Source organism: Chitinophaga eiseniae, assembly GCF_900167135.1.
GTDB lineage: Bacteria > Bacteroidota > Bacteroidia > Chitinophagales > Chitinophagaceae > Chitinophaga > Chitinophaga eiseniae.
In genome coordinates, this window is record NZ_FUWZ01000006.1 from 540,997 (window position 1) to 562,981 (window position 21,985).

24 protein-coding genes are annotated in these 21,985 nt (G+C 51.9%); 7 read left to right on the top strand and 17 right to left on the bottom strand.

The genetic code is table 11. The annotated features are described in order from the left end of the window. Positions 1–275: 275 nt before the first annotated feature. Positions 276–950: a DUF6882 domain-containing protein gene (locus tag B5D63_RS31195; protein WP_078672791.1), complete on the bottom strand. Its 675-nt coding sequence runs from the start codon at positions 948–950 to the stop codon at positions 276–278. Positions 951–1,053: 103 nt separating this feature from the next. On the opposite strand from B5D63_RS31195, the gene B5D63_RS31200 reads away from it, so the two are divergent. Then, complete coding sequence (locus B5D63_RS31200; RefSeq protein WP_078672792.1) at positions 1,054–1,296, top strand: GNAT family N-acetyltransferase; 243 nt, start codon at positions 1,054–1,056, stop codon at positions 1,294–1,296. On the opposite strand, the gene B5D63_RS31205 is transcribed toward B5D63_RS31200, so the two are convergent. The 5 genes from B5D63_RS31205 to B5D63_RS31225 form a co-directional block, all read right to left on the bottom strand. Beyond that, positions 1,288–1,800: a DinB family protein gene (locus tag B5D63_RS31205; protein ID WP_078672793.1), complete on the bottom strand. Its 513-nt coding sequence runs from the start codon at positions 1,798–1,800 to the stop codon at positions 1,288–1,290. The two genes, B5D63_RS31200 and B5D63_RS31205, sit on opposite strands and share 9 nt — an antisense overlap. Then, positions 1,797–2,429 carry a type B chloramphenicol O-acetyltransferase gene (catB, locus tag B5D63_RS31210; RefSeq protein WP_078672794.1) on the bottom strand — a complete coding sequence of 211 codons (633 nt, stop codon included), beginning with the start codon at positions 2,427–2,429 and terminating at the stop codon, positions 1,797–1,799. The genes B5D63_RS31205 and catB overlap by 4 nt, the downstream gene beginning before the upstream one ends. Before the next feature lie 127 nt (positions 2,430–2,556). Beyond that, positions 2,557–2,937 carry a YybH family protein gene (locus B5D63_RS31215; RefSeq protein WP_078672795.1) on the bottom strand — a complete coding sequence of 127 codons (381 nt, stop codon included), beginning with the start codon at positions 2,935–2,937 and terminating at the stop codon, positions 2,557–2,559. Between the two features lie 19 nt (positions 2,938–2,956). Then, positions 2,957–3,733 (bottom strand): isocitrate lyase/PEP mutase family protein, encoded by a 777-nt coding sequence (locus B5D63_RS31220; protein WP_159456238.1) that lies wholly within the window; start codon positions 3,731–3,733, stop codon positions 2,957–2,959. Positions 3,734–3,827: 94 nt separating this feature from the next. After that, positions 3,828–4,640 (bottom strand): helix-turn-helix transcriptional regulator, encoded by an 813-nt coding sequence (locus B5D63_RS31225; RefSeq protein ID WP_078672797.1) that lies wholly within the window; start codon positions 4,638–4,640, stop codon positions 3,828–3,830. Between the two features lie 128 nt (positions 4,641–4,768). On the opposite strand from B5D63_RS31225, the gene B5D63_RS31230 reads away from it, so the two are divergent. Both B5D63_RS31230 and B5D63_RS31235 read left to right on the top strand, forming a co-directional pair. Continuing rightward, positions 4,769–5,209, top strand: coding sequence for a nuclear transport factor 2 family protein (locus B5D63_RS31230; RefSeq protein ID WP_078672798.1), 441 nt, complete (start codon positions 4,769–4,771; stop codon positions 5,207–5,209). A 53-nt stretch (positions 5,210–5,262) separates the two neighbouring features. Further along, entirely contained in the window at positions 5,263–5,754 is a 492-nt protein-coding gene (locus B5D63_RS31235) for a hypothetical protein (protein WP_078672799.1), read from the top strand. On the opposite strand, the gene B5D63_RS31240 is transcribed toward B5D63_RS31235, so the two are convergent. Continuing rightward, positions 5,744–6,319 carry a dihydrofolate reductase family protein gene (locus B5D63_RS31240; RefSeq protein ID WP_078672800.1) on the bottom strand — a complete coding sequence of 192 codons (576 nt, stop codon included), beginning with the start codon at positions 6,317–6,319 and terminating at the stop codon, positions 5,744–5,746. The genes B5D63_RS31235 and B5D63_RS31240 overlap by 11 nt on opposite strands. 17 nt (positions 6,320–6,336) lie before the next feature. Then, positions 6,337–6,762: a VOC family protein gene (locus B5D63_RS31245; RefSeq protein ID WP_078672801.1), complete on the bottom strand. Its 426-nt coding sequence runs from the start codon at positions 6,760–6,762 to the stop codon at positions 6,337–6,339. 116 nt (positions 6,763–6,878) lie between these two features. Here B5D63_RS31245 and B5D63_RS31250 point away from each other — a divergent pair, with 116 nt between their 5' ends. The 4 genes from B5D63_RS31250 (at position 6,879) to B5D63_RS31265 (ending at position 11,186) form a co-directional block, all read left to right on the top strand. Beyond that, positions 6,879–7,865, top strand: a complete 987-nt coding sequence (locus B5D63_RS31250; RefSeq protein ID WP_078672802.1) for a GlxA family transcriptional regulator — start codon at positions 6,879–6,881, stop codon at positions 7,863–7,865. Positions 7,866–7,996: 131 nt separating this feature from the next. Continuing rightward, complete coding sequence (locus B5D63_RS31255; RefSeq protein ID WP_078672803.1) at positions 7,997–9,637, top strand: peptide MFS transporter; 1,641 nt, start codon at positions 7,997–7,999, stop codon at positions 9,635–9,637. A gap of 108 nt (positions 9,638–9,745) precedes the next feature. Then, complete coding sequence (locus tag B5D63_RS35530; RefSeq protein ID WP_262488181.1) at positions 9,746–10,564, top strand: M57 family metalloprotease; 819 nt, start codon at positions 9,746–9,748, stop codon at positions 10,562–10,564. Between the two features lie 109 nt (positions 10,565–10,673). Next, positions 10,674–11,186 carry a GNAT family N-acetyltransferase gene (locus B5D63_RS31265; RefSeq protein ID WP_078672804.1) on the top strand — a complete coding sequence of 171 codons (513 nt, stop codon included), beginning with the start codon at positions 10,674–10,676 and terminating at the stop codon, positions 11,184–11,186. A 96-nt stretch (positions 11,187–11,282) separates the two neighbouring features. Here the strand turns inward: B5D63_RS31265 and B5D63_RS31270 are convergent, their stop codons facing one another. The 9 genes from B5D63_RS31270 to B5D63_RS31310 form a co-directional block, all read right to left on the bottom strand. After that, positions 11,283–13,409 (bottom strand): carbamoyltransferase C-terminal domain-containing protein, encoded by a 2,127-nt coding sequence (locus tag B5D63_RS31270; protein ID WP_078672805.1) that lies wholly within the window; start codon positions 13,407–13,409, stop codon positions 11,283–11,285. Then, a complete protein-coding gene (locus B5D63_RS31275; protein WP_159456239.1) occupies positions 13,409–14,287 on the bottom strand; it encodes a glycosyltransferase family 9 protein in 879 nt (292 codons plus the stop codon). Before B5D63_RS31275 ends, B5D63_RS31270 begins: the two co-directional genes overlap by 1 nt. 1 nt (position 14,288) lies before the next feature. Continuing rightward, a complete protein-coding gene (locus tag B5D63_RS31280; RefSeq protein WP_078672807.1) occupies positions 14,289–14,495 on the bottom strand; it encodes a hypothetical protein in 207 nt (68 codons plus the stop codon). A gap of 58 nt (positions 14,496–14,553) precedes the next feature. Further along, positions 14,554–15,525, bottom strand: coding sequence for a 2,3-diaminopropionate biosynthesis protein SbnB (locus B5D63_RS31285; protein ID WP_078672808.1), 972 nt, complete (start codon positions 15,523–15,525; stop codon positions 14,554–14,556). After that, complete coding sequence (locus tag B5D63_RS31290; RefSeq protein WP_078672809.1) at positions 15,509–16,483, bottom strand: pyridoxal-phosphate dependent enzyme; 975 nt, start codon at positions 16,481–16,483, stop codon at positions 15,509–15,511. Before B5D63_RS31290 ends, B5D63_RS31285 begins: the two co-directional genes overlap by 17 nt. A gap of 12 nt (positions 16,484–16,495) precedes the next feature. Then, positions 16,496–17,581 carry a VOC family protein gene (locus B5D63_RS31295; protein ID WP_078672810.1) on the bottom strand — a complete coding sequence of 362 codons (1,086 nt, stop codon included), beginning with the start codon at positions 17,579–17,581 and terminating at the stop codon, positions 16,496–16,498. A 31-nt stretch (positions 17,582–17,612) separates the two neighbouring features. Beyond that, entirely contained in the window at positions 17,613–19,697 is a 2,085-nt protein-coding gene (locus tag B5D63_RS31300; RefSeq protein WP_078672811.1) for an aminotransferase class I/II-fold pyridoxal phosphate-dependent enzyme, read from the bottom strand. A 42-nt stretch (positions 19,698–19,739) separates the two neighbouring features. After that, on the bottom strand, positions 19,740–21,140 hold the full coding sequence (locus tag B5D63_RS31305) for an FAD-binding oxidoreductase (RefSeq protein ID WP_078672812.1): 1,401 nt from the start codon (positions 21,138–21,140) through the stop codon (positions 19,740–19,742). A 119-nt stretch (positions 21,141–21,259) separates the two neighbouring features. Further along, on the bottom strand, positions 21,260–21,985 hold the full coding sequence (locus B5D63_RS31310) for a thioesterase II family protein (protein ID WP_078672813.1): 726 nt from the start codon (positions 21,983–21,985) through the stop codon (positions 21,260–21,262).

The window sequence follows — 21,985 nt, forward strand, 5'->3', positions numbered from 1 at the left end:
TTCTCTCAGCACTATTTCTGTTGACAAACGGCAGGCATCTCCCTAAAAACCTAATGGTCACCACTAACAGGTACCATGGCAAGAAAAGGAGCCTGACAGCAGCTTTCCAGCATAATATAGCATAATAAAAAGCACGTTCCATCATCATAAAATATTCGTGATACAGCCTGCGCGGGGGCCGGTAATGTTAACTAACTGCCACTAATACACGATGATGGAACGATACCCTTATACGGGGGCAAAAAAATCCGGGAAATTTTTCCCGGACTGATTTTTTAGGAGAGGGTGCCATTGAGGCTGGCGAGCCGGCTAAGTTCGTCGAACGTGGCGACGATCGTGCTGCCGTTGTAGGTGGCCGATAGTTCCTTGTCTTTCGTCGTCACCTGGAAAGCTTTGGCGTTCAGGTAACTGGACAATGCCTGCTGATGGTCCATTTCAAACAGGGAGATCAGCTGCGGAAAAACGGTCAGCACCCGTTGCGGAGCATCGGTACGCGTTTTGTCAATCACGTCGCTCTGGATGGTCACCAGCAACGCGCCGCTGCCATAGTCGGCCACGTAATAGGCGCTGGCATCAAACATACCGGAAGCTATCAGTCCGATATAGTGTACATCATTCACAGAGCCGTCGAACTGGCTGGTGGTGAATAGAGGCAGCTGGTGCGCTTCACCGTAGGCTTTCAGTTGCGCAGCCTGCTGCAGCAGGTTTTCCGGGATGTTGGACTGGGTATTGGCCCAACCCCAGAGGAAGGTTTCAGACGAATGGGAGAAAGTGCCCAGTATCTGGATGGGGAACGTCAGTTGATCGCCGAAACTGATGACGCCTTCATTGAGATCGGCATTCCAGTTGTTGTTGCCGATAAGGGCGGACAGATCATTTTGTTTATCCAGTGCAATACCGCCGTATTGTGCGATGAGGTCCTCCGCGGACAGGGCTGTTGAATCGGACATTTTACTTCTGTTTTACTATTCGCGGTCAAGATACGTCATTTAACGGGATTGCTGTAAACTATACCCTGTATTTCCCCCCGACTGGCATCAGGAAGTCATGTGATTGAAATTATCCAGCGGCCCCGAACGGGGAAAAGGATATGGCAGAAAGGCCATTGGCCTTGTGCTGCGCAACCTCGCCGCCCGTAAGATTTACGGGCTGTATACCAGCTGTGGCGAAGGGAAAGCCAGCCCACCGGAATTATACCAGCGCCTGGGCTTTGCGGCTACCGGCGTCTATTATGATGATGAAGCGGAGATGAAGCTCATCTTCACCGACGCGACTGTGGAGCAACTGTTAAGCTGACAGCAGCTTTTCCCGGATCCCCGCGAGGTGATGATCATCATGTTCCGCCACGAAATAAGCCAGGTCGATGACGCGCATCGGCGTTTTTAAACGGGGATGCAACGCGGTGTTGTTCATCTGCGTATCGTCCAGCGCCTGCAACTTTTTCACCAGCAACGCCCGCTGCTCCCTGAATCGCATCAGCAGTTCCGGGAGCGCGGAGGCGTTATGGTTCGCCTGATGCGTGCGTTGATTGGTAAGGTCCGCCAGACGCAGCTCCTGCCGGCCTTCAACAAAATCGTCGAAACGGCCGGACCATAAAGGTTCCATATCCGACAGATGCCCAGCCTCTTCCTGTGCCGACCACTGATCACCGGATTTGTATACCATTACCGCCTCAGCAGCGCCGCGGGTCAGTTCTTCCAGTCTCGCCGGCGTACCCGCGAGGCGTTCAATGATGTCGGGCATAACGCCATTGTCTGTGATGGCCGGAAACGACCGGTCAAACCATGCTGTCCTTTTCATCGTGACTGCGATTTATAAAAATCATACAATGTTTTGATATCGCTGCTGCAAAGCAATGGCATCGCCGCTTTCAGCATATCGTCGGGCCAGTTCCACCATTCCATTTCCAGCAACCGCGCAATGTCTTCTTCCGGGAAACGTTTCCGGATCTCTTTGCCAGGGTTACCGCCCACAACGCTGTAAGGCGCCACGTCTTTGGTGATCAGCGCCCTGCTGCCGATGATAGCGCCATGACCCACTTTCACACCCGGCATGATCACCGCTTCGGTACCTATCCACACGTCGTTGCCGATAACCGTATCGCCGGCCGGCCGGAAGCCGTCAACGCTACCTTCAAAGGCAGCTACTTCCGGCATATAAAAAAACGGGAAACTGGATACCCAGTCGTGCCGATGCCCCTGATTGCCCGCCATGATAAATGCCGCGCCGCTGCCAATGGAACAATAACTTCCGATGATCAGCTTATCTACGTCTGTTCTGTCGGGCATCAGGTATTTGGCGCAATCATCAAAAGAATGACCATGATAATAACCTGAGTAATAGCTATAGGCGCCTGCAATAATATTAGGATTGGTAACCTGTTCTGATAATAACTTACCCCGGAAAGGGCTTTCGAAATAATTTTCCATACTGTTCATTTTTACATCGGGAACAGCAAGGTACGATTAGTTTACGGGCTGGCGCATATTTTTGTAGGGATTCCGCCGTTCAAAAAGCCGGCCCGGTAGCGACGACCGGGCCGGCTTTGCGATGTGATTACGCCTTCAGTGAGTCCAGTGCACCAAAAGCATGGTCTATAATGATCTTCCAATGTCCGTCTGCCTGCCGCTGCATGACCTCTATCCCTTTAGCGCTGATCTTCACCTCGTCGCCATCGGTGATGCTCCATTCGGAGCGGCCTACGGCCACGTCTCCTGTCTGCAGGCAATACACTGTTTTGATGGCCATCGTTCCATTTACGGACAGGATCGATTTGACGGCCTCTTCAAACTGTTCCTTACCGGATACGACCTTGCCTGGCTCCGGCACGATGATACCGTTGTAATCGTAGATCTCAAACACCGTATCGATGTTACCGGTGTTGAAAGCCGCCGCCAGCGCGGCATGTACTTCTTCCGCTTTTTCAGGTAAGTTCATTTGTCACTTTTTTGTGGGTTTAGATAAAAAGAGGTTCAAAACTGCCCATGGCGGTAATAGCATCTGACAGTTGACCGATGCGGTCGTACACATTATTGTACAGGAAAGGACCCATGCTGACACGTTTCACGCCGAGTTTTTCCAGGGTGCCCAATGCAGGAAGGCCGGGTATGCACATCACATTGAGCGGCAGGCTGGTGCTGCTGACGGCGGCGGTAATGGCCGCTTCTTCCGCGATACAGGGCAGGAAGATGCCGTCTGCGCCGGCTGCTTCGTACAACCGCAACCGTTGCAATGTTTCCGCTTCCTTATCCGCTACGTTCAGTAAGTAGGTATCGCTGCGCACATTCAGGAAGAGATCTGCTCCGGCGGCAGTGAGCCTGCTGCGGACAGCTCCGAGTGTGGCGGCAAAGGAGGCCGCCGGCTGCAACACACGGCCTTCGTTGCCGATGATGGAATCTTCGATGTTAATGCCAGCCACGCCCGCTTCCAGCAGCCGGGAGATATTGGCGTAGATGGCTTCGGGGGAATCGCCGTAGCCCATTTCAATATCAACGGACAAGGGTATACGCAGAACCGCTGTCATGCGGCGAACCAGAAACAGGTAATCATCAAAAGGCATCCCTTCTCCGTCTTCATACCCCAGACTGGCGGCCACTGCTGCGCTGGAGGTGCCTGCCGCCGGAAAACCTTTCTCCTGGAAACGGCGGGCGCTCTCGGGGTTCCATACGTTGGGCAGCACAAACAATTGGCGTCCCTGATGCAGTTCTTTAAATGTGTTAAATACGGATGACATGGTCATTTCAGTTAAAAATGAGTAAATATTGTTTGTTTGATAACACAAAACTACTGCAGCAGGAAAGCGTGAAATTGTACAGATCGGAACTGTTTCAACTAAGAGCGGCCTGGGTAACAGGCGACTGGTCGGGCAGATAACCGGACGGGGTAATGCCGGTGAAGGATTTAAATTCCCGGATAAAGTGGGACTGATCGAAGTAGCCGCAGTCATAGGCGATGGCGGTCAGCGGCGCCTCATTGCGGACCACCAGCTGCAAGCTGTTTTGAAAGCGGTGGATCTTACTGTATAATTTGGGGGTGAGACCGGTATACTGCACAAACAGTTTCTGCAGATAACGGGAAGTTATGCCATAGCGGGCCGCTACGTTTTCGAGGTTATCGAAAAATCCAGGCTGGCGGATTTCATGCATGACATGGTCCACCATGGTGACTTTCGTATGCCTTTTTTCAGACCATAGCAACTGACGCCAGAGGAAATCCTCCACTAAAGACAATCGTTCCGGCCAGGCAGGTGTTTCCTGCAGCCGTGTATGCAGCGCGGTTACTACTTTGCCGGACACATCGCGGAAATCATTTACCTGGTCATTGAACAGGTCTACCTTATCAGGGAAAAAGTAAGCAGCCGCATGTGGAAAGAAACGAACGCCCAGCATCGTGTTGCGACCGACAGAGCGCACCGGCAATGGTTTGGTGATCTGGCCCCATAACTCTACCGGTGGCGTGGTCTTAAACCCGGCGCCGCCGTCTGTTTGCCAGGAACCTGCACCCAAATTGAAGATGATCTCCATATTCCCGCTGGGAAAAACAGTATCCTCAAATACTGTTGCAGCATCTGATTCATAAGTGTAATAACACTTTACATACTGTTGGAGCCGGTCGCCCGGCTTGATTTCCTTGTATTCCATGGCCTTTGCAGGTACCGGAAGTTACAACAAATCCGGTCCTGCGCAAAAATAATCCCCCTGCCCTGACGGGAATTGTATAAAACGGAACAAAAAATTTCTATTTTCACCGTCGACCTTAAAGACACACTATGGACACAGCTAACATTCTCCCGGTCATACAGGCGGTATTTAAAGGCGCCGATGCCCTGGACTGGCACACGGTAGAACAGTCATTTGCGCCGGAGGTGGTGTATGACTACACTTCTATGGCCGGCGGCCAGCCGCTTACCCTCACTCCTTCCGCCATTACCGGCATGTGGAAACAGTTTTTACCCGGATTCGACAAAACAGCACACCGTATTTCCGATTTTATTTTCACCCGGGAGGGTGATACGGTGGTAGTACATTTCAGCGGTCACGCTACCCATACGATCGGCACCGCCACCTGGATCGTCGAGGGGAATTACGAAACCAGGTTGTCTCACCACCATGACAAATGGCAACTGATCTTTTTCAAATTTAATTTGCAGCGCCAGGAGGGCGACCTGCAACTACCGGCACAGGCGCAGCAGCGCGCCGGGGCGAAATAACAAAATCTGAAGGGTATTCATTAACTTGCCATATTCTCTCTATACCTAACACCATGGACCAGCAGTATAGCATCTTCGACAAAAGTTTTGACAGTCCGGAATGGTTGCGCCGGCGTGACCTTATGCCAGCCTGGCTGAAAGTATATACGTGGGTTACCTTCGGTCTTTCCCTTTTTATGACGGTCCTCGTTTTCCTGCAGATACCGGACGCCAGCGGCAAACTCGCCGGCGCCGATGCAGCAGGTTTCTGGGCCGGTACGCTGTTCGCGGCGGCCCTCATCGCCGCAGTGTTTTTATTGCCTGCCATACTGGTATTGCTGGAAATAAAATGGGCCATCTGGTTCAACCTCGTCCTAGGCGTTCTTTGGATAGTCCTGATCTCTTCAGTAGCCATCTTTTCTGATCCCGCCTTTCTGTATGTCGGCATCACGATGTTCTTTTATATCCCCTTCTGGGCGGGGCTGCTTCCCCTCCGGAGAAGATGGGCAACAGAAGCTGTGTCCGGCCGGGCGCGCCGCAGGAAAAACCGTGCTGCTATTTCCTGACCGTTTCATAATGCGCGGCAATCACGCCGGACTTCAGCTGTTTTGAACTGAGCAGCTTCAGCTTAACGGGCTTTTTCAGGTCGTCGAAGAGATGTTTACCGGCGCCGATGGCCATTGGCTGGATGGTCAACCGGTATTCATCAATCAGGTCCAGCTCCAGGAAAGTCTTTACCAGACCGGGACTGCCGAATATCATCAGGTCTTTTCCCGGTGTTGCCTTCAGCTTTTCCACTTCTTCCGCGATATTGCCTTTGATCAGCCGGGTATTGTTCCATTCGGCTTTTTCCATGGTCGTGGAAAATACCACTTTAGGAATATCCTGCACCCACCTGGCGTGTTTCAGGCTATGCTCGCTGGCGCTGTCCGGTCTTTCCAACACGGTGGGCCAGTAACCTGCCATCATTCCGTAGGTGGTACGGCCATAGAGTGGCATGCCCACTGTCTGCATCAGTTCATCTGCATAGTCTTCCAATTCCTTATCGTACACCATCCAGTCGAGCCCACCTTTTTCATCGCATACATAGTTATCCAGCGATACGTGCATCAGCAAAACTACTTTTCTCATTTTTTTTGTTTTTATGGTTATTTAATTTTTTGATAGATGTCATTACAGCTTAGTAGCCAATGGTGGCCGTATTTGTCCGTCACCCCGCCAAACAGGCCCCCCTCGGCTGTTGGTCGGAGGGGAAACGATGTTGCCCCGCCGGCGGCCAGTTTGCGGTAGCAGTCCCTCGTCTGTGCTTCACTGTTGCATTGCAGCAACAGGGCGACGGTATTGCCACTGATCAGCCCCTCCTCGCCTACCATGTCCGAACCTGTCAGCACCAGGTCGCCGCTGACCAGCGTGGCCTGCAGCACTGCATTCCGCAGGCGCGCCGGCAGCACTTCCGCGTCGGTAGTATCCCCGATGGTCCGGAAGGAAAGACGGCCTCCCAGGCATTCCCGGTAGAAGCTCATTGCCTCCCGGCAATTGCCGGCGAAAGTAAGGTAAGCGCTAATTTGTATCATTTTCCTATTTTTGATTGACAACACAAAACTACCCCGCCGCCGGAAAACGAACGGCAGGGTTTAATGACATTTGAGGACGGCGAATACGACATCGCCGCCACGATAACAGCTACCGCATGAAACACATATCTATTCTGATACCGAGAGGCCAAAGCAGCCTGGTAAACATTGAAGGAAGCCTGCAAATACTCTCTGAAGTCAATGTCATCCGGGCGGGCCGGGGTGAAGCCCCCCTGTTCAACATCCAGCTGGTAGGCCTTTCTCCTAATACAAGCCAGCGGAACGGAAGGTTTACCATCAATCCGGATGCGCTGATCAGCGAGGTACATCAAACAGATCTGATCATCATACCGTCTTTACAGGGCGACCAGCAACGGGCGACTGATATGAACCGGGAATTTATTCCCTGGATATTACAACAACGGCAGCAAGGTGCAGAAATCGCCTGCCTCTGTATCGGCGCTTTTTTCCTGGCGGCAACCGGCCTGCTCAACAACCGTCCCTGTACTACCCACTGGCAACTGGCGGGCCAGTTCTCCGACATGTACCCCGACGCCAAAATGGTGCCCTCACAGCTGATTACAGACGAAGACGGCATCTACACCAGCGGTGGCGCCTTTGCCTATCTCAACCTGCTGGTATACCTGATCGAAAAATATGCAGGACGGGAAATGGCCATCGACATCGCCAAAGGATTCCTCATAGATATAGACCGGAAGAGTCAATCTCCCTTTATTATTTTTGAAGGGCAGAAAGCGCATGATGACGCCGAGATCAGGATGGCGCAGGAGTTTATCGAACAAAACTACCCGGAAAAAATCACCATCGATTTCCTGGCGAATAAATTCGCCATCGGACGGCGTAACTTCGAACGCAGGTTTCAGAAATCCACCAACAATACCGTCAATGAATATGTGCAACGGGTAAAAGTAGAAGCTGCCAAACGCCGGCTGGAAACCACCCGTAAAAATATAAGTGAAGTGATGTACGAGGTCGGCTATACCGATACCCAGAGTTTCCGCGAGGTTTTTAAACGGTTGACAGGCCTGACACCTATAGAGTACCGCAATAAATACAGCGAAACAACTATTCCGCTGAGCTGACATACCCACCTTTCCTGTACTGCGGCGCTTTTATTCCCATCTTTACCTTATTTTCGCGATTTGGCGGTGGCGGAGGGCAGTGTTCTTCGCCACCAGACAGGAACCTATATCACGTACACCATTTAATTTACATGAAAAAGACAAGTAATCATCCGGCAGCGTTGCCTTTTCTGTTCCTCTCCGAAATGTGGGAGCGTTTTGGTTTTTATCTGATCCTCGGCATTTTCCAGCTGTACCTGACCGACACTGCCAAAGGCGGCTGGGGCATGGACCGTGCCACTGCTGCGGATATCTTTGGTACTTTCATCGCTTTCGTATACCTGACACCGTTTCTCGGCGGACTGATAGCCGACCGTAAACTGGGTTACAGCAAATCTATCATCATTGGCGGGATACTCATGGGCATTGGTTACATGGGGCTCGCAGTACATAACCTGACCGTTTTTTATCTTTCCCTTGCGCTGATCTGTATCGGCAATGGATTTTTCAAACCGAATATTTCCACCCTGCTGGGAAACGTATACAGTGATGAAAAGTACCGCAGCCGGAAGGACACCGGGTACAATATTTTCTACATGGGGATCAATATCGGCGCCTTCATTTGCAATTTTTTCGCAGCCTTCCTGCGGAATACCATTGGATGGGGCGCAGCGTTTATCGCCGCCGGTATTGGTATGTTCCTGGGGGTATTGATCTTCGTCATCGGTATGAAACACTACCGCCATGCCGACGTTCGCAAACCAGAGCAGGAAGGTGATATGCCGCTGAGCAAAATTTTCTCTGTAGTATTCCTGCCGGCCATTGTGGTTGGACTGGGCGCCTGGTTTATCCCGGGCAACGTCTTCGGGTCCGACTCTACCGACGCGTTCATTTTTGCCTGCATCCCGATATTACTATTTTTCGTGTCGCTGCTGGTGAAAGCAGATGCGCGGGACCGCAAGCCACTGTCGGCGCTGCTGGCTATTTTCGCGGTATCTATTGTGTTTTGGGCCGTCTTTAAACAGAACGGCACCGCGCTGACCACCTGGGCGCAGTATTATACCGACCGGGAGATCCCGGCCGCTATTCAGCAGCCTGCCCAGGGTCTTTACCTGGCAGAGACGGTGGTGAACAAAGCAGATTCCGTGACGGCCTATGATGAAGAATTTCGGGTGATGCGGGACGCCGATGGCAAACCACTGAAGGTATGGGACAAAGTGCCTTATTTCAAAAATGTGGCACCGGAGAAAATGCCGGCCGAAGGACAAAGCCTCAGCCTCTATAATACCGAATTGTTCCAGTCGATCAACCCGTTCTTTGTGATCACGCTAACACCATTGATCGTCCTGCTTTTCGCCATGCTGCGAAAACGTGGCAAGGAGCCTTCTACGCCGTCCAAAATAGCCTGGGGGCTGCTCATATCCGCCATTTCCACCCTGATGATGGTGGGCGCAGTATATGTATGCAGCAACGGCGCTATCAAAGCATCGCCGTGGTGGCTGATCGGCTGTTATGGTATTATCACGGTGGGCGAGCTGTTCCTGAGCCCCATGGGCTTGTCGCTCGTATCCAAACTGAGCCCGGCGCGTATCACCTCCCTGATGATGGGCGGCTGGTTCCTGGCCACCTCCATCGGCAACAAGCTTTCCGGTATCCTGGCCACCTTGTGGGATACCTATGATAACAAAGCGAATTATTTCCTTGTCAACTTCCTGCTGCTCGGTGGCGCTGCCGCTGTGATCTTCCTGATGCTGCGCTGGCTGAACAGGATCTTCAGGGAGTATGTGAAATAAACTTCTTTCCTATAACTTTTCCGGGAGCAAAACGATGATCGTTTTGCTCCTTTTTTTATCCGGTCATAAAAGCGTGTACTACTGCAAAGCTGTTGCCGGAGTCCCAGTCTGGGTGCGGGTGTCCTCGGCCGGTCCGCCGGCTTCCCGGACGCCAACGGCAATCCGCCCAGCCCCATCCGGTTGAATGCAGATGCCAACGCCCTCGGCTCCAATCCCAACCAGGACTACCTGGCTACCGTGATAGCCCATGAAATAGGCCATACCATCGGCTTCCGGCATACCGACTATTTCAATCGCTCTTTCAGCTGCGGATGGTCTTCCAACCCGAATGAAGGCGATGCAGGCGTAGGCGCTATCCCCATCAACGGTACGCCTACCGCAGAAGATCCTAACAGCTGGATGCTGGCCTGCATTGGTTCCGGCGTCAATCGTCCGTTCAATCCCAACGATGTGACCGCCCTCCGGTTCATGTATGGCAGAGGGCCGGGCACCAATCCCATCCCGGACGGCACCTATAAAGTCACGAACCTTTCCAGCGGTAAAGTCCTGGACATCTACGGCGCATCTACCGCTGATTATGCCGGCGCAGTACAGTGGGACTGGCACAACGGCGCCAACCAGCAATGGACGTTCACTTATCTCCACAACGGTTATTATCGTATCACCAGCGTCAACAGCGGGAAAGTGCTGGACGTAAACGGCAACTCACAGGCAGACGGCACACAGGCCATACAATACAGCTGGCACGAAGGCTATAACCAGCAATGGCAGCTGAACCAAAATACAGACGGCACCTATAGCATTCAAAACAGGAACAGCGGGAAAGTGCTGGACGTGTGGGCCGCATCATCAGACAATGGCGCCAACGTGGTGCAATATACGTCTCACGGAGGCAACAATCAGCGTTGGTATATTCAACCTATTTAAGCCGGCTAACAGAACTGATACAAAAGAAAACCTGCGCAGGTCGCAGGTTTTTCTTTTATACCCTGTAAAAAAACCTTTTTGTATTTTTGGTGACTAAACATCCGGGATTATGACATTGGAATTCAGAAAAGCAACAGCAGCAGACGCAGATCAGATCTGGCATATATTGGAAAAGGCCATTGCCCGCAGAAAAGCCGAAGGAAGCGACCAATGGCAGGATGGATACCCGAACCCCGCTATCGTGGCCCATGATATCGAAAACAACCATGGATACGTGCTGGTGGCCGGTGATAAAATAGCAGGATATGTCGCCTTACTCATCAATGATGAACCGGCTTACCTGGATATCAAAGGGAAATGGCTGACCGATGGCGATTTTGTCGTATACCATCGCGTGGCGATCTCCGATGATTTTTTAGGTCAGGGGCTGGCTCAGCAAATGCTGACACATATCGACAGCTATGCCCTGGAGAATGGGATCACCAGTGTACGGGCAGACACCAATTTTGATAACAAAGGCATGCTGCGCATTTTCGAAAAACAAGGTTATGTGTATTGCGGCGAAGTTTTCTTTCGCGAGGCGGCACGGCTGGCATACGAAAAAGTACTGGATGCCCGTTAACAGCTGCTGCTGTAACCGCCATTGACTGAAATAACAAAAACAAAAAAGCCTTCGAGTAAAACTCGAAGGCTTTTTTGTATCCCGGAGGGAATCACGTTATACCGCCGCCTGTTCCGCCTGCGGCACTGCCGTTGTGAGTGTCGCCTGCTCGCCTGTTCCTTTCTTCAGGATGATCAGATCTTCCAGTACCAGGCAATCGAGTTCCGATCCAAGGAAGAAATTGAGCGCCTCCACCGGCGTTTCAACGATAGGCATGCCTTTCCGGTTAAAAGACGTGTTCAGCAATACAGATATACCGGTTTGTTCCTTAAAGGCGGTAAGGATATCGTAAAAGGATTTGTTCCATATCTTGTTAACGGTTTGTACCCGGGCGCTTTTGTTACGGTGTATCACACTGCTCAGTTGTGCAGCCCATTCATCCCGGACCTCGTTGACCAGGATCATATAGGGCGTGTCCTGCTGATACCTGAAATAAACCAGCAGATCTTCTTCCAGTACCGCCGGCGCAAAAGGCCGGAAGTCTTCCCTTAATTTAATCCGGGAGTTGATATGATCACGTACGCCGGGAATGCGGGGATCGGCGATAATGCTTCGATGCCCTAATGCCCGGGGGCCAAATTCTGCCCCGCCATGATAGAGGCCGATGATCTTACCCTCTGCCAGCAATGAGGCTACTTCCGACGCCAGGTTTTCGGCCCTGCGTACAACAAATGGCTGACTGCCGCCGGACAGCTGTTGCTCCATCTCCGCCAGCCCTTCAGTACGGGCGGAAAAGTCGACAGCCTGCATGATGCGGAACAGGTCGCTGCCATTGGACAAAGTGATTTTTCCTTCCTGTGCCAGCGCGGCAAAATGGTCCATGTTACGCATGCCTTGCAGGAAATACCGTCCTTCTGTGGTGATCGTCACTGAAGGCACTTTTTTAACGCCATAATGCAGTTCTACTTCCCCGTCATGGAAAGCCAGCTGATAGATACCACTGTCCGTAATGCTCAACTGTAAAACCACGCCTGACAGGTCTGCTGCTTTGTTATAATAACGGATATTCCGGAGGTAGGCGTCTACCAGCGTCTTTGTTTCCAGAGGGTCGTGCGCCCGTATATCGGCCACGGCACTTTCCACTTCTTCTCTGCTGTAAGGACGCCCGAGGAAAGCGGTACCGTTGTGCCGTACGTTTTCTTTCCCAAGGATCTCCAGCCAGCCGTAGTAAGCGCAGCCGATGGCGATGCCATTGTCTGCCGCCGCCGGTTGCATATAGAGTTCTTTAAGGTCCAGCTCACGTAACAACCGGGCGTTCGCCACTGCATTCAGCGCTACGCCCCCGGCATAGGTGAGCCGCCCGGCAGGGTCCTGCTCCAGCCTGGACCTGAAAGTATACAGTATCGCTTCTTCCACCTGGTCTTGTACCCAGCAGGCGACGTCGGCATAATACTGAAAATTGTTCTTCAGATTGCTGAAGGAACGGGAGGGCTGGTTCAGCGTATCGAGCGTATCATAGTTCACAAATACACGGCCATCTTTCAGGTCGAACAGCGGATCGGTAAAACGGCCTTTCTCGCCATAGGGACCTAATCCCATCAGTTTACCGGTATCTTCAACATTGGAAAAACAATACTTGCTGAACATTTCGTACACACCACCGATAGAATGCATGTTACCTGCATATTTTTCACGGTTCCGGAAAAAGAAACCGAACTCCGAAAAATCTTTATAGACGGTTTGCAGTTTACCGTTACGATAGCTGTAGTAACTGTCTTTTTCGTAGTAAAGATGCGGCAACTGCTGTATCTTTTCGCGGTCGGGCACAAAGCCGTCGAGGTCCATGCACTGGTCAAACGAAGCACCGCTGCCATCAATGACCACTATATTAAAATCCGTTGTAAACGGACAGGTACCGATGGTACTATAAGCATGCGCCAGGTGATGGGAGATGTTGTAAATCGGTACCGCCACATCTTTGGTAAAAAGCCGGGGCCCTTCATGGTAGTCGGTCACCGGACCGGCAGCAGCGCCGTTTTGTACGACCAGCGCCACATCGTGGATCGTAATACCTTCAGCGTCCAGGCAATATTGGATGGCCGCAGTGTCATTATTACCGTCATGCTTGATCCGTGTAATCCTCTCTTTTTCAATAGCGACGGCTATCTTGCCGTCCTTTAATAAACAGGCAGACCCATCATGGGAATAGCCGGTGCCTAAAACATAAATAGGACGATTTTTCATCAATACGTATTTTTTCCGGTGAATAATTGTTTCATCAGCGCCTCCCTGACAGTAGCTACCTCGAAATTCATACAGCCGTTGCCGTATGGACAGGCTTCAAACAACAGAATGTCCAGGCAGGGACCACAGGAAGCGTTCCTGTAAAGGTTGGTAAGGTTGTTATGTCCCCAGATGACGGGGGCGGACGGGCCGAAGAGCGCTACGCCGGGCAATTGAAAAGCGTTGGAGGCATGCGCAAAGCAGGACTCCACTCCTACAAACGCGCTGGCAGATCGCATCATGGCAAAGGACTCGCGGAAGGACAGCCCTGTCATATTCACAGCGCCGGCCACCGGTTTTTCTCCCTTTGCGCCCAGCTGAATAAAAGTATGGTCCGGCATGGATGCCACCAGGGCTTCCCATTTTTCGTGCGGCCAGTTTTTATTGGCGGAACAGCCGGTTACTGTTTGCATCAGTATCGGGCTTTTATAGGCGGCCAAACGGCGGTCGCCTGCCGCCAGTTCCTCTTCCTGCAGGTATAGTTCCACCCGTGGCGATTCCAGGTCAAGCCCTATCATCTCGCCGATAATCTTCATCGCATGTTTCTGATAGTACTTGGTGGGATAAAGCGCCCCGTAGGCCGGCATCATAAAGGCATCCGGCCGGAGCCGGTACCGTATCCTGCTAAGGGGAGCATGTCCGAAAGTGAATTTTTTTAAGCTATCGATGTGCGGGTTGTGCCGGAAGATCTGCCGGTGGGGTTCCCGGGGATAAAAAACGCTGAGCCTGGCATCAGGGAAACGGGCTTTGATCGCACTGAATGCGGGCGTCAGCAATAATGCGTCTCCAACACCGCCCCAGGAAATAATCCGGAAGTGTTTTCTCTCTTTTGTGTTCATCTTAAGCATCCAGCAGTTTTTTAAATTCCGATAAGGCAAACTGATATCTTATCTTCTCTTTGTACAGGAATTCCAACAGCAGCGTTTTTCGTTCCTTATAGTGCTTCTGCATTTCTTCTTCCAGGGTGATGTCGATTACGGATAGTTGTTCTTCAAAAGTCTGTATGGCAGTATGTACTTTTTCATGGATACTTGTCATATGCTTCATGGGGACGGTATTTTAAAATCGATACAGTACGGGTTTCTTCGAGGCTGCCAAAAAGTTGTCAGGTGTTTTCCAGAACCGCGCCTACCCCGAGGCTGGCAGACAAATCATAATAATACCGGGCCACTGCCATATCATACACAGACATGCCCATGGGATTAAACATTACGGACCTGCCCGGGTCATCGGCCAGGATACCGTCCAGCAATACCGCTCCTATGGTGGCCACATCCTTTTCCTGTAACCCATGATGCAGGTGCATCCATTCGATATCGGTGTTCTCCCGGCATACCTCTTCCCAGTTATCCACCACGATCAGGTCTGCCGCCTGCATAAAGGCCGGTCCAAAATCTCTCAGCGAAACATTCAGGTAGAGGGCGCCGGCGCGGGGCGAACGGTCAATATACCTCTTGCCGGACACGGTACAGGTCATAAAAATGTCGGCCTGGTCAAAAACTTCCTCCCAGGACCCGCAACGCACAACAGGTATCGCAGTGGCGGCAGGCACCTGTGACAACACTTTTTCATTCAGGTCGTACACTGCTATCTTTTCTATGTTTTCGGCAAAAGCGCCGTTCAGCATATCAAGGTGCATTTGCCCTATCGGCCCCATGCCGATGATGCCAGCCGTCAGTTTGCGGGATGCTTTCCGGGCCGCCAGGTAACTGTCTGTCACAGCACCCGTTACGCCGGCGGTACGTATGGCGCTGACCAGCGCAGTATTGATGATAGCGTAGGGAACGCCGGTATCCGCTTCATTGAGGATGATCACCGAATGCGCCCTGGGAATGTCTTTCGTAGTATTACCGGGGAAGCTCGCAATCCATTTGATGCCAGCGGTATCAAACGGACCGCCGAGATAGGCCGGCATGGCGATAATCCGGTTACCGGGATCTTTATATCTCAGGTAGGGCTTCAGCGGCTGGCTGTAGTCATTCCGGCGAATGGCCGCCGTAGCGTCGCGGATTGCCTGAAATACTTCCGGCCAGCTGGTACCCATTGCCCGCACATCTTTTTCATTTATGTACTTCATGGTGTATGTTTTGAATGTTGGCTTTTACCCATGTCTCATTATAGATGCTGTTCATATAGGCGCTGCCGTTATCCGGTATAATCAACAGGTTAATGTTGCCGCCGTTGTTGATATGGTATTTCTCGTTAAACAGCTGCATCGCCCTGAAAACGGCGCCGGCAGAGGCGCCGCCGAGGATATTCTGCTCTTTCAGCAGCGAATGGCACCCCTGTACGATGTCCCATTGCGACAGGACCATGGCCTCATCAATCAGTGCCTTATCGATCATAGCGGTCCGCATACTGGAGCCCAGGCCGGACAAACGGCGGACAGCAGGCTTGTCACTGAATATCAGCGACCCTTCCACATCTACGGCGATTATTTTCAAACGGGGAAACTTCTCCTTCAGCCGCATGGACAACCCTGTAATGGTGCCTCCCGAACTCACGCTGACAAACACATGGTCCAGCCGGCCAAAGTTGTTGTTGATCTCCCTGCCAAGCGTATGATAATAACAGAGATAGTTATCGTCATTCTCATACTGGTTAGGGTTAAAGGCACCGGGGACCGTCTTGACGAGGCGCTGTACCTCCCGTATCCTGTTAAGCAGAAAGCCTCCCGTTTCATCCCGCTCTTCCACTTTCACTACCTTCCAGGATAACATCCGCAATACCGCGGCTTTCTCTTCTGTAATATTGGGATCTACCACGGGGATGAACTTCAGGCCCAGCCTGTTGCAGATGCCGGCGAGTGCGATCCCGAAATTACCGGACGTGGATTCTATCACCGTAGATTCGGGGCCAACGAGTCCGCGGGCAATGGCATTCTTCAGGATATACAGGGCAGGACGGTCTTTAATGCTGCCCATCAGGTTGTGATACTCCAGCTTGGCATATACAGCCCCCGGACCGGTACACTTATACAGTGGGGAATTCCCGATCAGGTTTTCCAGCCCGCTTAAATTGTCTGCTAGGTTCATGTTAGCTGCTTTTTATCGTTGCAGGATTTCGATTTCTTCCGCTTTCTTCAGCACATTGATATTACGCAGCGCAAAGCCGCTGTATCCATTGACCCGCTGTACCAGCTCATAAATAAAAAAGGGACGGTCGCTGATGGGCTTGATGAATTTTTGCAGCAGGAAAGCATCTCCTTCCTTGTCAATGATGATCCCTTTTTCTTCCAGTGCATCGATATCTATCATGCGGAAATCCTCGTCATTACGCAGCAGCTCGTAATACGCCGCGGGGAAACGGACAAAGTCCACCCCTTTGGCCGACAGCGCCAGCACGGTTTGCTGCAGGTCTTCCGTACTGAACGCCAGATGGTGAATACCAGGACCGAATTTGTTGATATTATCCTGTACTTTGGACGGCAACAAACAGTTTTCCGGTTCCGCAATTACGAATGTAAGCTGCTGGTCGTCTGTCTGATTGATGTTCAGTATCATGCCAGTCCTGTTCTCCGCGCTGCGCCCGATATTCTGTACCATGCTGGAGCCGATAACGGCGGTGAGGTAGTTGGTCCAATAGGCGGCTTCGTTGCTACGCACTTCCGCTGCCACGTGGTCTACCGCCTGCAGCCACTGTCCTTCGGTCTGCCAGGCGGCGCTGTCCGGATGATAACCGGGCTTAAAAGCGCCCCTATAAGCAGAGCGGTTCACAAAAGTGATTTCGCTGTTGTCGTATAGTTTCACGGCGGCCTCTTCTACCCATCCATGTGCATCTTCCGCCACAGCAGGCAACTTCAGCGGAATGCCTCCATTGGCGATGCTCTCCTGGAAAGCTGATTTCACATCATCGGTGTACAGGGCAATGCGCTTCACACCACAATACTGCTGGCTGATATAGGACTCTACCTCCCTGGCAGCCGGTCCCTGCGCCGTGGGGTAGGCCGATGTGAGCACCAGCTGCACGTCGTTACTCTTCAACACATAAGAGGCCACGGTAGCAGCGCCGGTTTCGGCATTCATTTTGGCTACCGGTTTAAAGCCGAGGGCCTGTACATGCCAGTAGGCCAGCGCTTTGGCCATCGGCGTGTATATTTCGATATAGTCTATCCGGAAGGATTTATTTTTCATAACAATATTTTCAGGTGTTTTTAAGAAAGTATCAGATAGTGGTATCAGCGGTCAAAGGCAACGGCCCTTTGATGCCTGTCACATTCCAGCGAACAAACTGTGCCAACTGTTTTACGCCTTTTTCTATCATATCACGGGAGAGGTTGGAGAAGGTGAGCCGTATTTCGTTTTCTCCGCCGCCTTTCAGGTAGAAGTAACGCATCGGGCTGAAGATGACGTTGAACCGGCTTGCACTGTCTACCACAGATTGATCATCCACTTCAAACGGCATGGACATCTTAATGAAGAACCCGCCTTCCGGCCTGGTCCAGCGAATGCCCGCCGCCCAGTCGTGCTCCTGCGGGTTGAAGTATTTGTCCAGCGACGCCAGCATATGGTCCCGCTTCATTTTATAGCTTTCAAATTTTGACCTGTTCCATTCGCTAAGCCGGAAGTTCTTGGCCAGCAATACCCCGCCCAGCATGGCCTGGGTAATGCCGGAAGTGTTGTTTGTCATCTGCGCTTTTACTTTCGTCATCTCATCGATCAGGGACACCCGGTCTCCCCGGTGGTTTTCCACCCGTTGCCCGCCTACGATCATGCCCATCCGCAACCCCGGGAAGAGCGACTTGGAGAATGATCCTACGTACAACACCCTGCCGTAGCGGTCGAGTGATTTAAGCGTCGGATTTTTCTTCTGTGCGTACGTGAAACTGTTATAGACACTGTCTTCCAGAATCAGGAAGTTGTACTGCTGCGCCATTTCGAGCAGTTTCAACCTGTTGCCGATGGGCATACAGGAACCGGAAGGGTTCTGATAGTCGGGAATAACATACAACAGTTTCACCCGCTTTCCGGAGCCGTTAATGGTCAGTATCTTGTCCCTCAACAATTTGAGGTCAATACCTTCTTCGTCGGTCCCCACGCCGGCTATGTTATAGTTAAACACTTTTGCGAAAGCGCTGACGCCGATGTAACCGGGATCTTCCACAAGGACCACGTCTTTTTCCTGCTGGCACAGCGTTCCCACCACAATACCAAATGCTTCCTGCGCACCTACTGTCATCAGGATATCTTCTCCCGTCACCTTAATATCCTCCTCCACTTTGAGGTATTCCGCTACCAGGTCGTTGATAAAGCCTTTTGTTTTGCCATACTGACCGATCCTGTTGATTACCTCATTCCTCGAGCCGCCTGTTTTTTCCATACGGTAACGGACATACGTGTCAAAGCTGGCAATATGGTCTTCTATATCAAAAAAACGCTCGTCTGGCTGACCTGCCACAAAGGAAACTGCGTCGGGGTATTTGAACTGGGTATCGTTGAGAAAGCCGATCACGTCATTAAACTCCCTTCCGATATGATCGTTCAGGGAAAAATTGCGAACGACATTGTCCTGTTCCGGCAACAGCAAATGGTCTATCAGTTTTTCCTCCAGTCCTTCTATAACATTAAACAGTTCATCAAAGGAGTTGATCACAAAATACTGTTGTTGCAGTTTATAGGGATTGTAGGGCGTATTCATTACCTGGTCGAGCGAAAAGGGATAAACAGGGGCAGCGCCGCTGGCGATGTTGGCCCGCTCTTCCGAGGAAGTGATGATAGCACCGCCATACGCCTTGCTTTCGCCGTTTTCCATGATAAGGCCCATCTCATAAGTGAACCAGTAGAGGCGTCCAAGGAAATCCACGGCCCTGTCATTGTTCACATACTTCAGCGCGATGATACTGTAGGAAGTCAGGAAGCGTGTGAATTTTTCATTGGTGAGCAACGGAAGGTGGCCGTAAACATCATGAAATATATCGGGTTGCTCACTGAAGTCCAGTTCATGCGGCTGACGGATATAAACGGTGACAGGGTATTTTTTATTGATCAGCATATAAAAGAAGTCCCTGGTAGGTATCAACCCCGACACGGGCACCAGGGTCCATCCTGATATCGCTTCCAGGCGGCGGCTGATATCTTCTATCCGCACGATCCGCCGGTCGTCGAGGCGCAGCTTTTCATACCCTTCGAGGTATGCGCTGGCGAGGTGTTCATTTCCCAACTGGTTTTGTTTCTGAAACAATTGCGACCAGGTATGATGGTCGGCTTCCTGATACAGGCTGTCATCCTGTGTAACGAACGGTGAAGACATAAGCTTTCGATTTTTAAAGGAATACTCAAACAATAAATAACTTTAGAGGGCCGCCTTGCCGGGGTTCATAATATTCCCGGGGTCCAGCATGGATTTGATTTGCCGCGTCAGCGACAACCGGTTTTCATCGAATTGCAGCGGCAGGTATTGCTGTTGCAGCCAGCCGATACCATGTTCTCCGGACACGACACCACCATGGGTGGTAACATATCCGTAGATTTCGTCAGCAGCGGCGGCAAGGGCTGCCAGTTCCGCCTGTGTTGCCTTGTTGCTCAGTAACAGCATGGCATGAGGGTTGCCATCCAGTGCATGGCCAAAACAGATCAGCGGTACCTGGTGGCGGTTGCATATAGCCGTTACCGTTTCTATGTATTGCTGCAGGCCACTCAACGGCACGCAGGCGTCCACATCGCGATAGGTGGTACCGAAACTGTTCATCGCTTCGCCGATGGCATAACGCAGTTTGCTCACCCGCTCTTTTTCCGTGGCGGTAGTGGCTACCAGCACATCCACACAACGATGTTGCTGCAAAATGGCAGACACGGCGTCCAGCCGGTGGTCCATGATGACCTGGTCCGGCTCCTGGAATTCGATCAGCAGGTGTGTATTGATACCGTCCTGCACCAGTGGCTGGCGTTCTTTCAGGTAGGCGGCGGTGAGTTGCAGCGCGTTCTCACAAATCAGTTCTGTCGCAGTAGGCGACAACTCAGCTGCTTTCAGGGCCATCACCATTCCAAGCGCATCCTCCAGGCAGCAAAATCCGGCCAGCAGCATTACTTCCGTCCGGGGCCTGGGTATCAGGCGGTATACCACTTTGGTGATCACGCCCAGGGTGCCTTCACTTCCCACAAACAACTGTGTGGGATTGACACCGGTGGCATTCTTTCTGACATTGGCGCCTGTCCATATGATACGGCCGTCAGGAAGCACGACTTCGAGGTTCATGACCTGCTGCGCAGTAGTGCCATACCGGCAGGACCTGATGCTGCCGGCGTTCGTGGCGACATTCCCTCCCACAAAAGAAAAGCTCATGCTGCTGGGAGCTACCGGCAGGTAAAGGCCCTGTTGTTCTACCGCCTTACACAAATCAGCTGTGACGACGCCCGCTTCCGCGATCACATAGCCGTCAACGTTATAAATGCCAAGAATACGGTTTAGCCGCTCGAGGGAGAGTACCACCCCTCCCTTTACAGGCAAGGCGGCGCCGGCCACCCCGCTTCCTCCTCCCCGGGGGACCACGGCGATGTTGTGACGGTTGCAGTATTGCAGTATTTTGCTGATCTCTTCGGGGTTACCCGGTTTAACGAGGAGGTCGAAAGGAAAATGGAGATGCAGCGTCTGGTCCGATCCATAAGTGTACAATACCTCCGGATCGGACGACACATAAGCGCTGCCGCAGATATCTTCCAGATAGCTGCGGAGCGCGCTGACAGGAGCGTTCATAAAAGCAGAAAAGAGAATGATAAAAGGATGCAGCTATCGCTACGGTAACTGCCAGTCAGCGCTACCGCGATAAAAGAAAGCCGGCGGAAAGGGTTATCCGGCTATAAAGGAAAGGGTATTTATGCTATTTGTTGCTGAAAACTATTCAACGTCTGTGTGGCTACAAGACGGGCTATTTCAGCCGCTTTGTCCATCAGGAAAAAGTGACCGCCGTCAAAATAACGGACATCAACCGGCAAGGCGGTGATGTCCTGCCAGGGAACACCTTCTTTGTGCGCACTGTGATCTTCTTTTCCCAGCAGCACGGTTACGGGTATGTCCAACGGGGGCGCCGGCGTGTAACTGTATGTTTCCAGCACTTTAAAATCGCTGCGAATAACGGGTTCGAAAAAATCCATGGCCTGGTCGTCATCCAGGACCTCGGCCGGCACGCCGCCCAGGTCGCGCAATACCGCCGCAAATTCTTTTCTTGGCAGGGAAGAGCGACGCAACGCACTGTCCTCAAAATAGTAGGGACCGGTACGGCCGGAAAGGAAAAGATGTGCGGGCAGCCTTCTGTTGTCCGTGATACTCTTTCGTGTCAGCAGGTAAGCCAATACGCTGCCCATGCTATGCCCCATAAAGACATGCGGGGCATCCAGGGCCGGTGATATTTTACGGTAAACATCTTCCACCAGGAGATGGATGTCTTCTACCAGCGGTTCATTCATCCTGGCACCTCTTCCGGGCAGTTCCAACAGGTTTACTTTCATACCCGGAGGGAATAATCCGGTAAAGGGCTGGTAGGCATACCTGCTGCCCCCGGCGTGATGCAACAGGAATAAGTTAACAGGTTCTTTAAACAT

Excerpts from the sequence above, each read along its gene's own strand:
- B5D63_RS31265 (WP_078672804.1), top strand. The coding sequence starts at position 10,674 with ATGACATTGGAATTCAGAAAAGCAACAGCAGCAGACGCAGATCAGATC.
- B5D63_RS31250 (WP_078672802.1), top strand. The coding sequence starts at position 6,879 with ATGAAACACATATCTATTCTGATACCGAGAGGCCAAAGCAGCCTGGTA.
- B5D63_RS31280 (WP_078672807.1), bottom strand. The coding sequence starts at position 14,495 with ATGAAGCATATGACAAGTATCCATGAAAAAGTACATACTGCCATACAG.
- B5D63_RS31305 (WP_078672812.1), bottom strand. The coding sequence starts at position 21,140 with ATGAACGCTCCTGTCAGCGCGCTCCGCAGCTATCTGGAAGATATCTGC.
- B5D63_RS31300 (WP_078672811.1), bottom strand. The coding sequence starts at position 19,697 with ATGTCTTCACCGTTCGTTACACAGGATGACAGCCTGTATCAGGAAGCC.
- B5D63_RS31245 (WP_078672801.1), bottom strand. The coding sequence starts at position 6,762 with ATGATACAAATTAGCGCTTACCTTACTTTCGCCGGCAATTGCCGGGAG.
- B5D63_RS31290 (WP_078672809.1), bottom strand. The coding sequence starts at position 16,483 with ATGAACCTAGCAGACAATTTAAGCGGGCTGGAAAACCTGATCGGGAAT.
- B5D63_RS31285 (WP_078672808.1), bottom strand. The coding sequence starts at position 15,525 with ATGAAGTACATAAATGAAAAAGATGTGCGGGCAATGGGTACCAGCTGG.
- B5D63_RS31240 (WP_078672800.1), bottom strand. The coding sequence starts at position 6,319 with ATGAGAAAAGTAGTTTTGCTGATGCACGTATCGCTGGATAACTATGTA.
- B5D63_RS31270 (WP_078672805.1), bottom strand. The coding sequence starts at position 13,409 with ATGAAAAATCGTCCTATTTATGTTTTAGGCACCGGCTATTCCCATGAT.
- B5D63_RS31215 (WP_078672795.1), bottom strand. The coding sequence starts at position 2,937 with ATGAACTTACCTGAAAAAGCGGAAGAAGTACATGCCGCGCTGGCGGCG.
- B5D63_RS31195 (WP_078672791.1), bottom strand. The coding sequence starts at position 950 with ATGTCCGATTCAACAGCCCTGTCCGCGGAGGACCTCATCGCACAATAC.
- B5D63_RS31295 (WP_078672810.1), bottom strand. The coding sequence starts at position 17,581 with ATGAAAAATAAATCCTTCCGGATAGACTATATCGAAATATACACGCCG.
- B5D63_RS31235 (WP_078672799.1), top strand. The coding sequence starts at position 5,263 with ATGGACCAGCAGTATAGCATCTTCGACAAAAGTTTTGACAGTCCGGAA.
- B5D63_RS31275 (WP_159456239.1), bottom strand. The coding sequence starts at position 14,287 with ATGAACACAAAAGAGAGAAAACACTTCCGGATTATTTCCTGGGGCGGT.
- B5D63_RS31230 (WP_078672798.1), top strand. The coding sequence starts at position 4,769 with ATGGACACAGCTAACATTCTCCCGGTCATACAGGCGGTATTTAAAGGC.
- B5D63_RS31225 (WP_078672797.1), bottom strand. The coding sequence starts at position 4,640 with ATGGAATACAAGGAAATCAAGCCGGGCGACCGGCTCCAACAGTATGTA.
- B5D63_RS31255 (WP_078672803.1), top strand. The coding sequence starts at position 7,997 with ATGAAAAAGACAAGTAATCATCCGGCAGCGTTGCCTTTTCTGTTCCTC.
- B5D63_RS31220 (WP_159456238.1), bottom strand. The coding sequence starts at position 3,733 with ATGTCATCCGTATTTAACACATTTAAAGAACTGCATCAGGGACGCCAA.
- catB (WP_078672794.1), bottom strand. The coding sequence starts at position 2,429 with ATGGAAAATTATTTCGAAAGCCCTTTCCGGGGTAAGTTATTATCAGAA.
- B5D63_RS31310 (WP_078672813.1), bottom strand. The coding sequence starts at position 21,985 with ATGTTTAAAGAACCTGTTAACTTATTCCTGTTGCATCACGCCGGGGGC.
- B5D63_RS31205 (WP_078672793.1), bottom strand. The coding sequence starts at position 1,800 with ATGAAAAGGACAGCATGGTTTGACCGGTCGTTTCCGGCCATCACAGAC.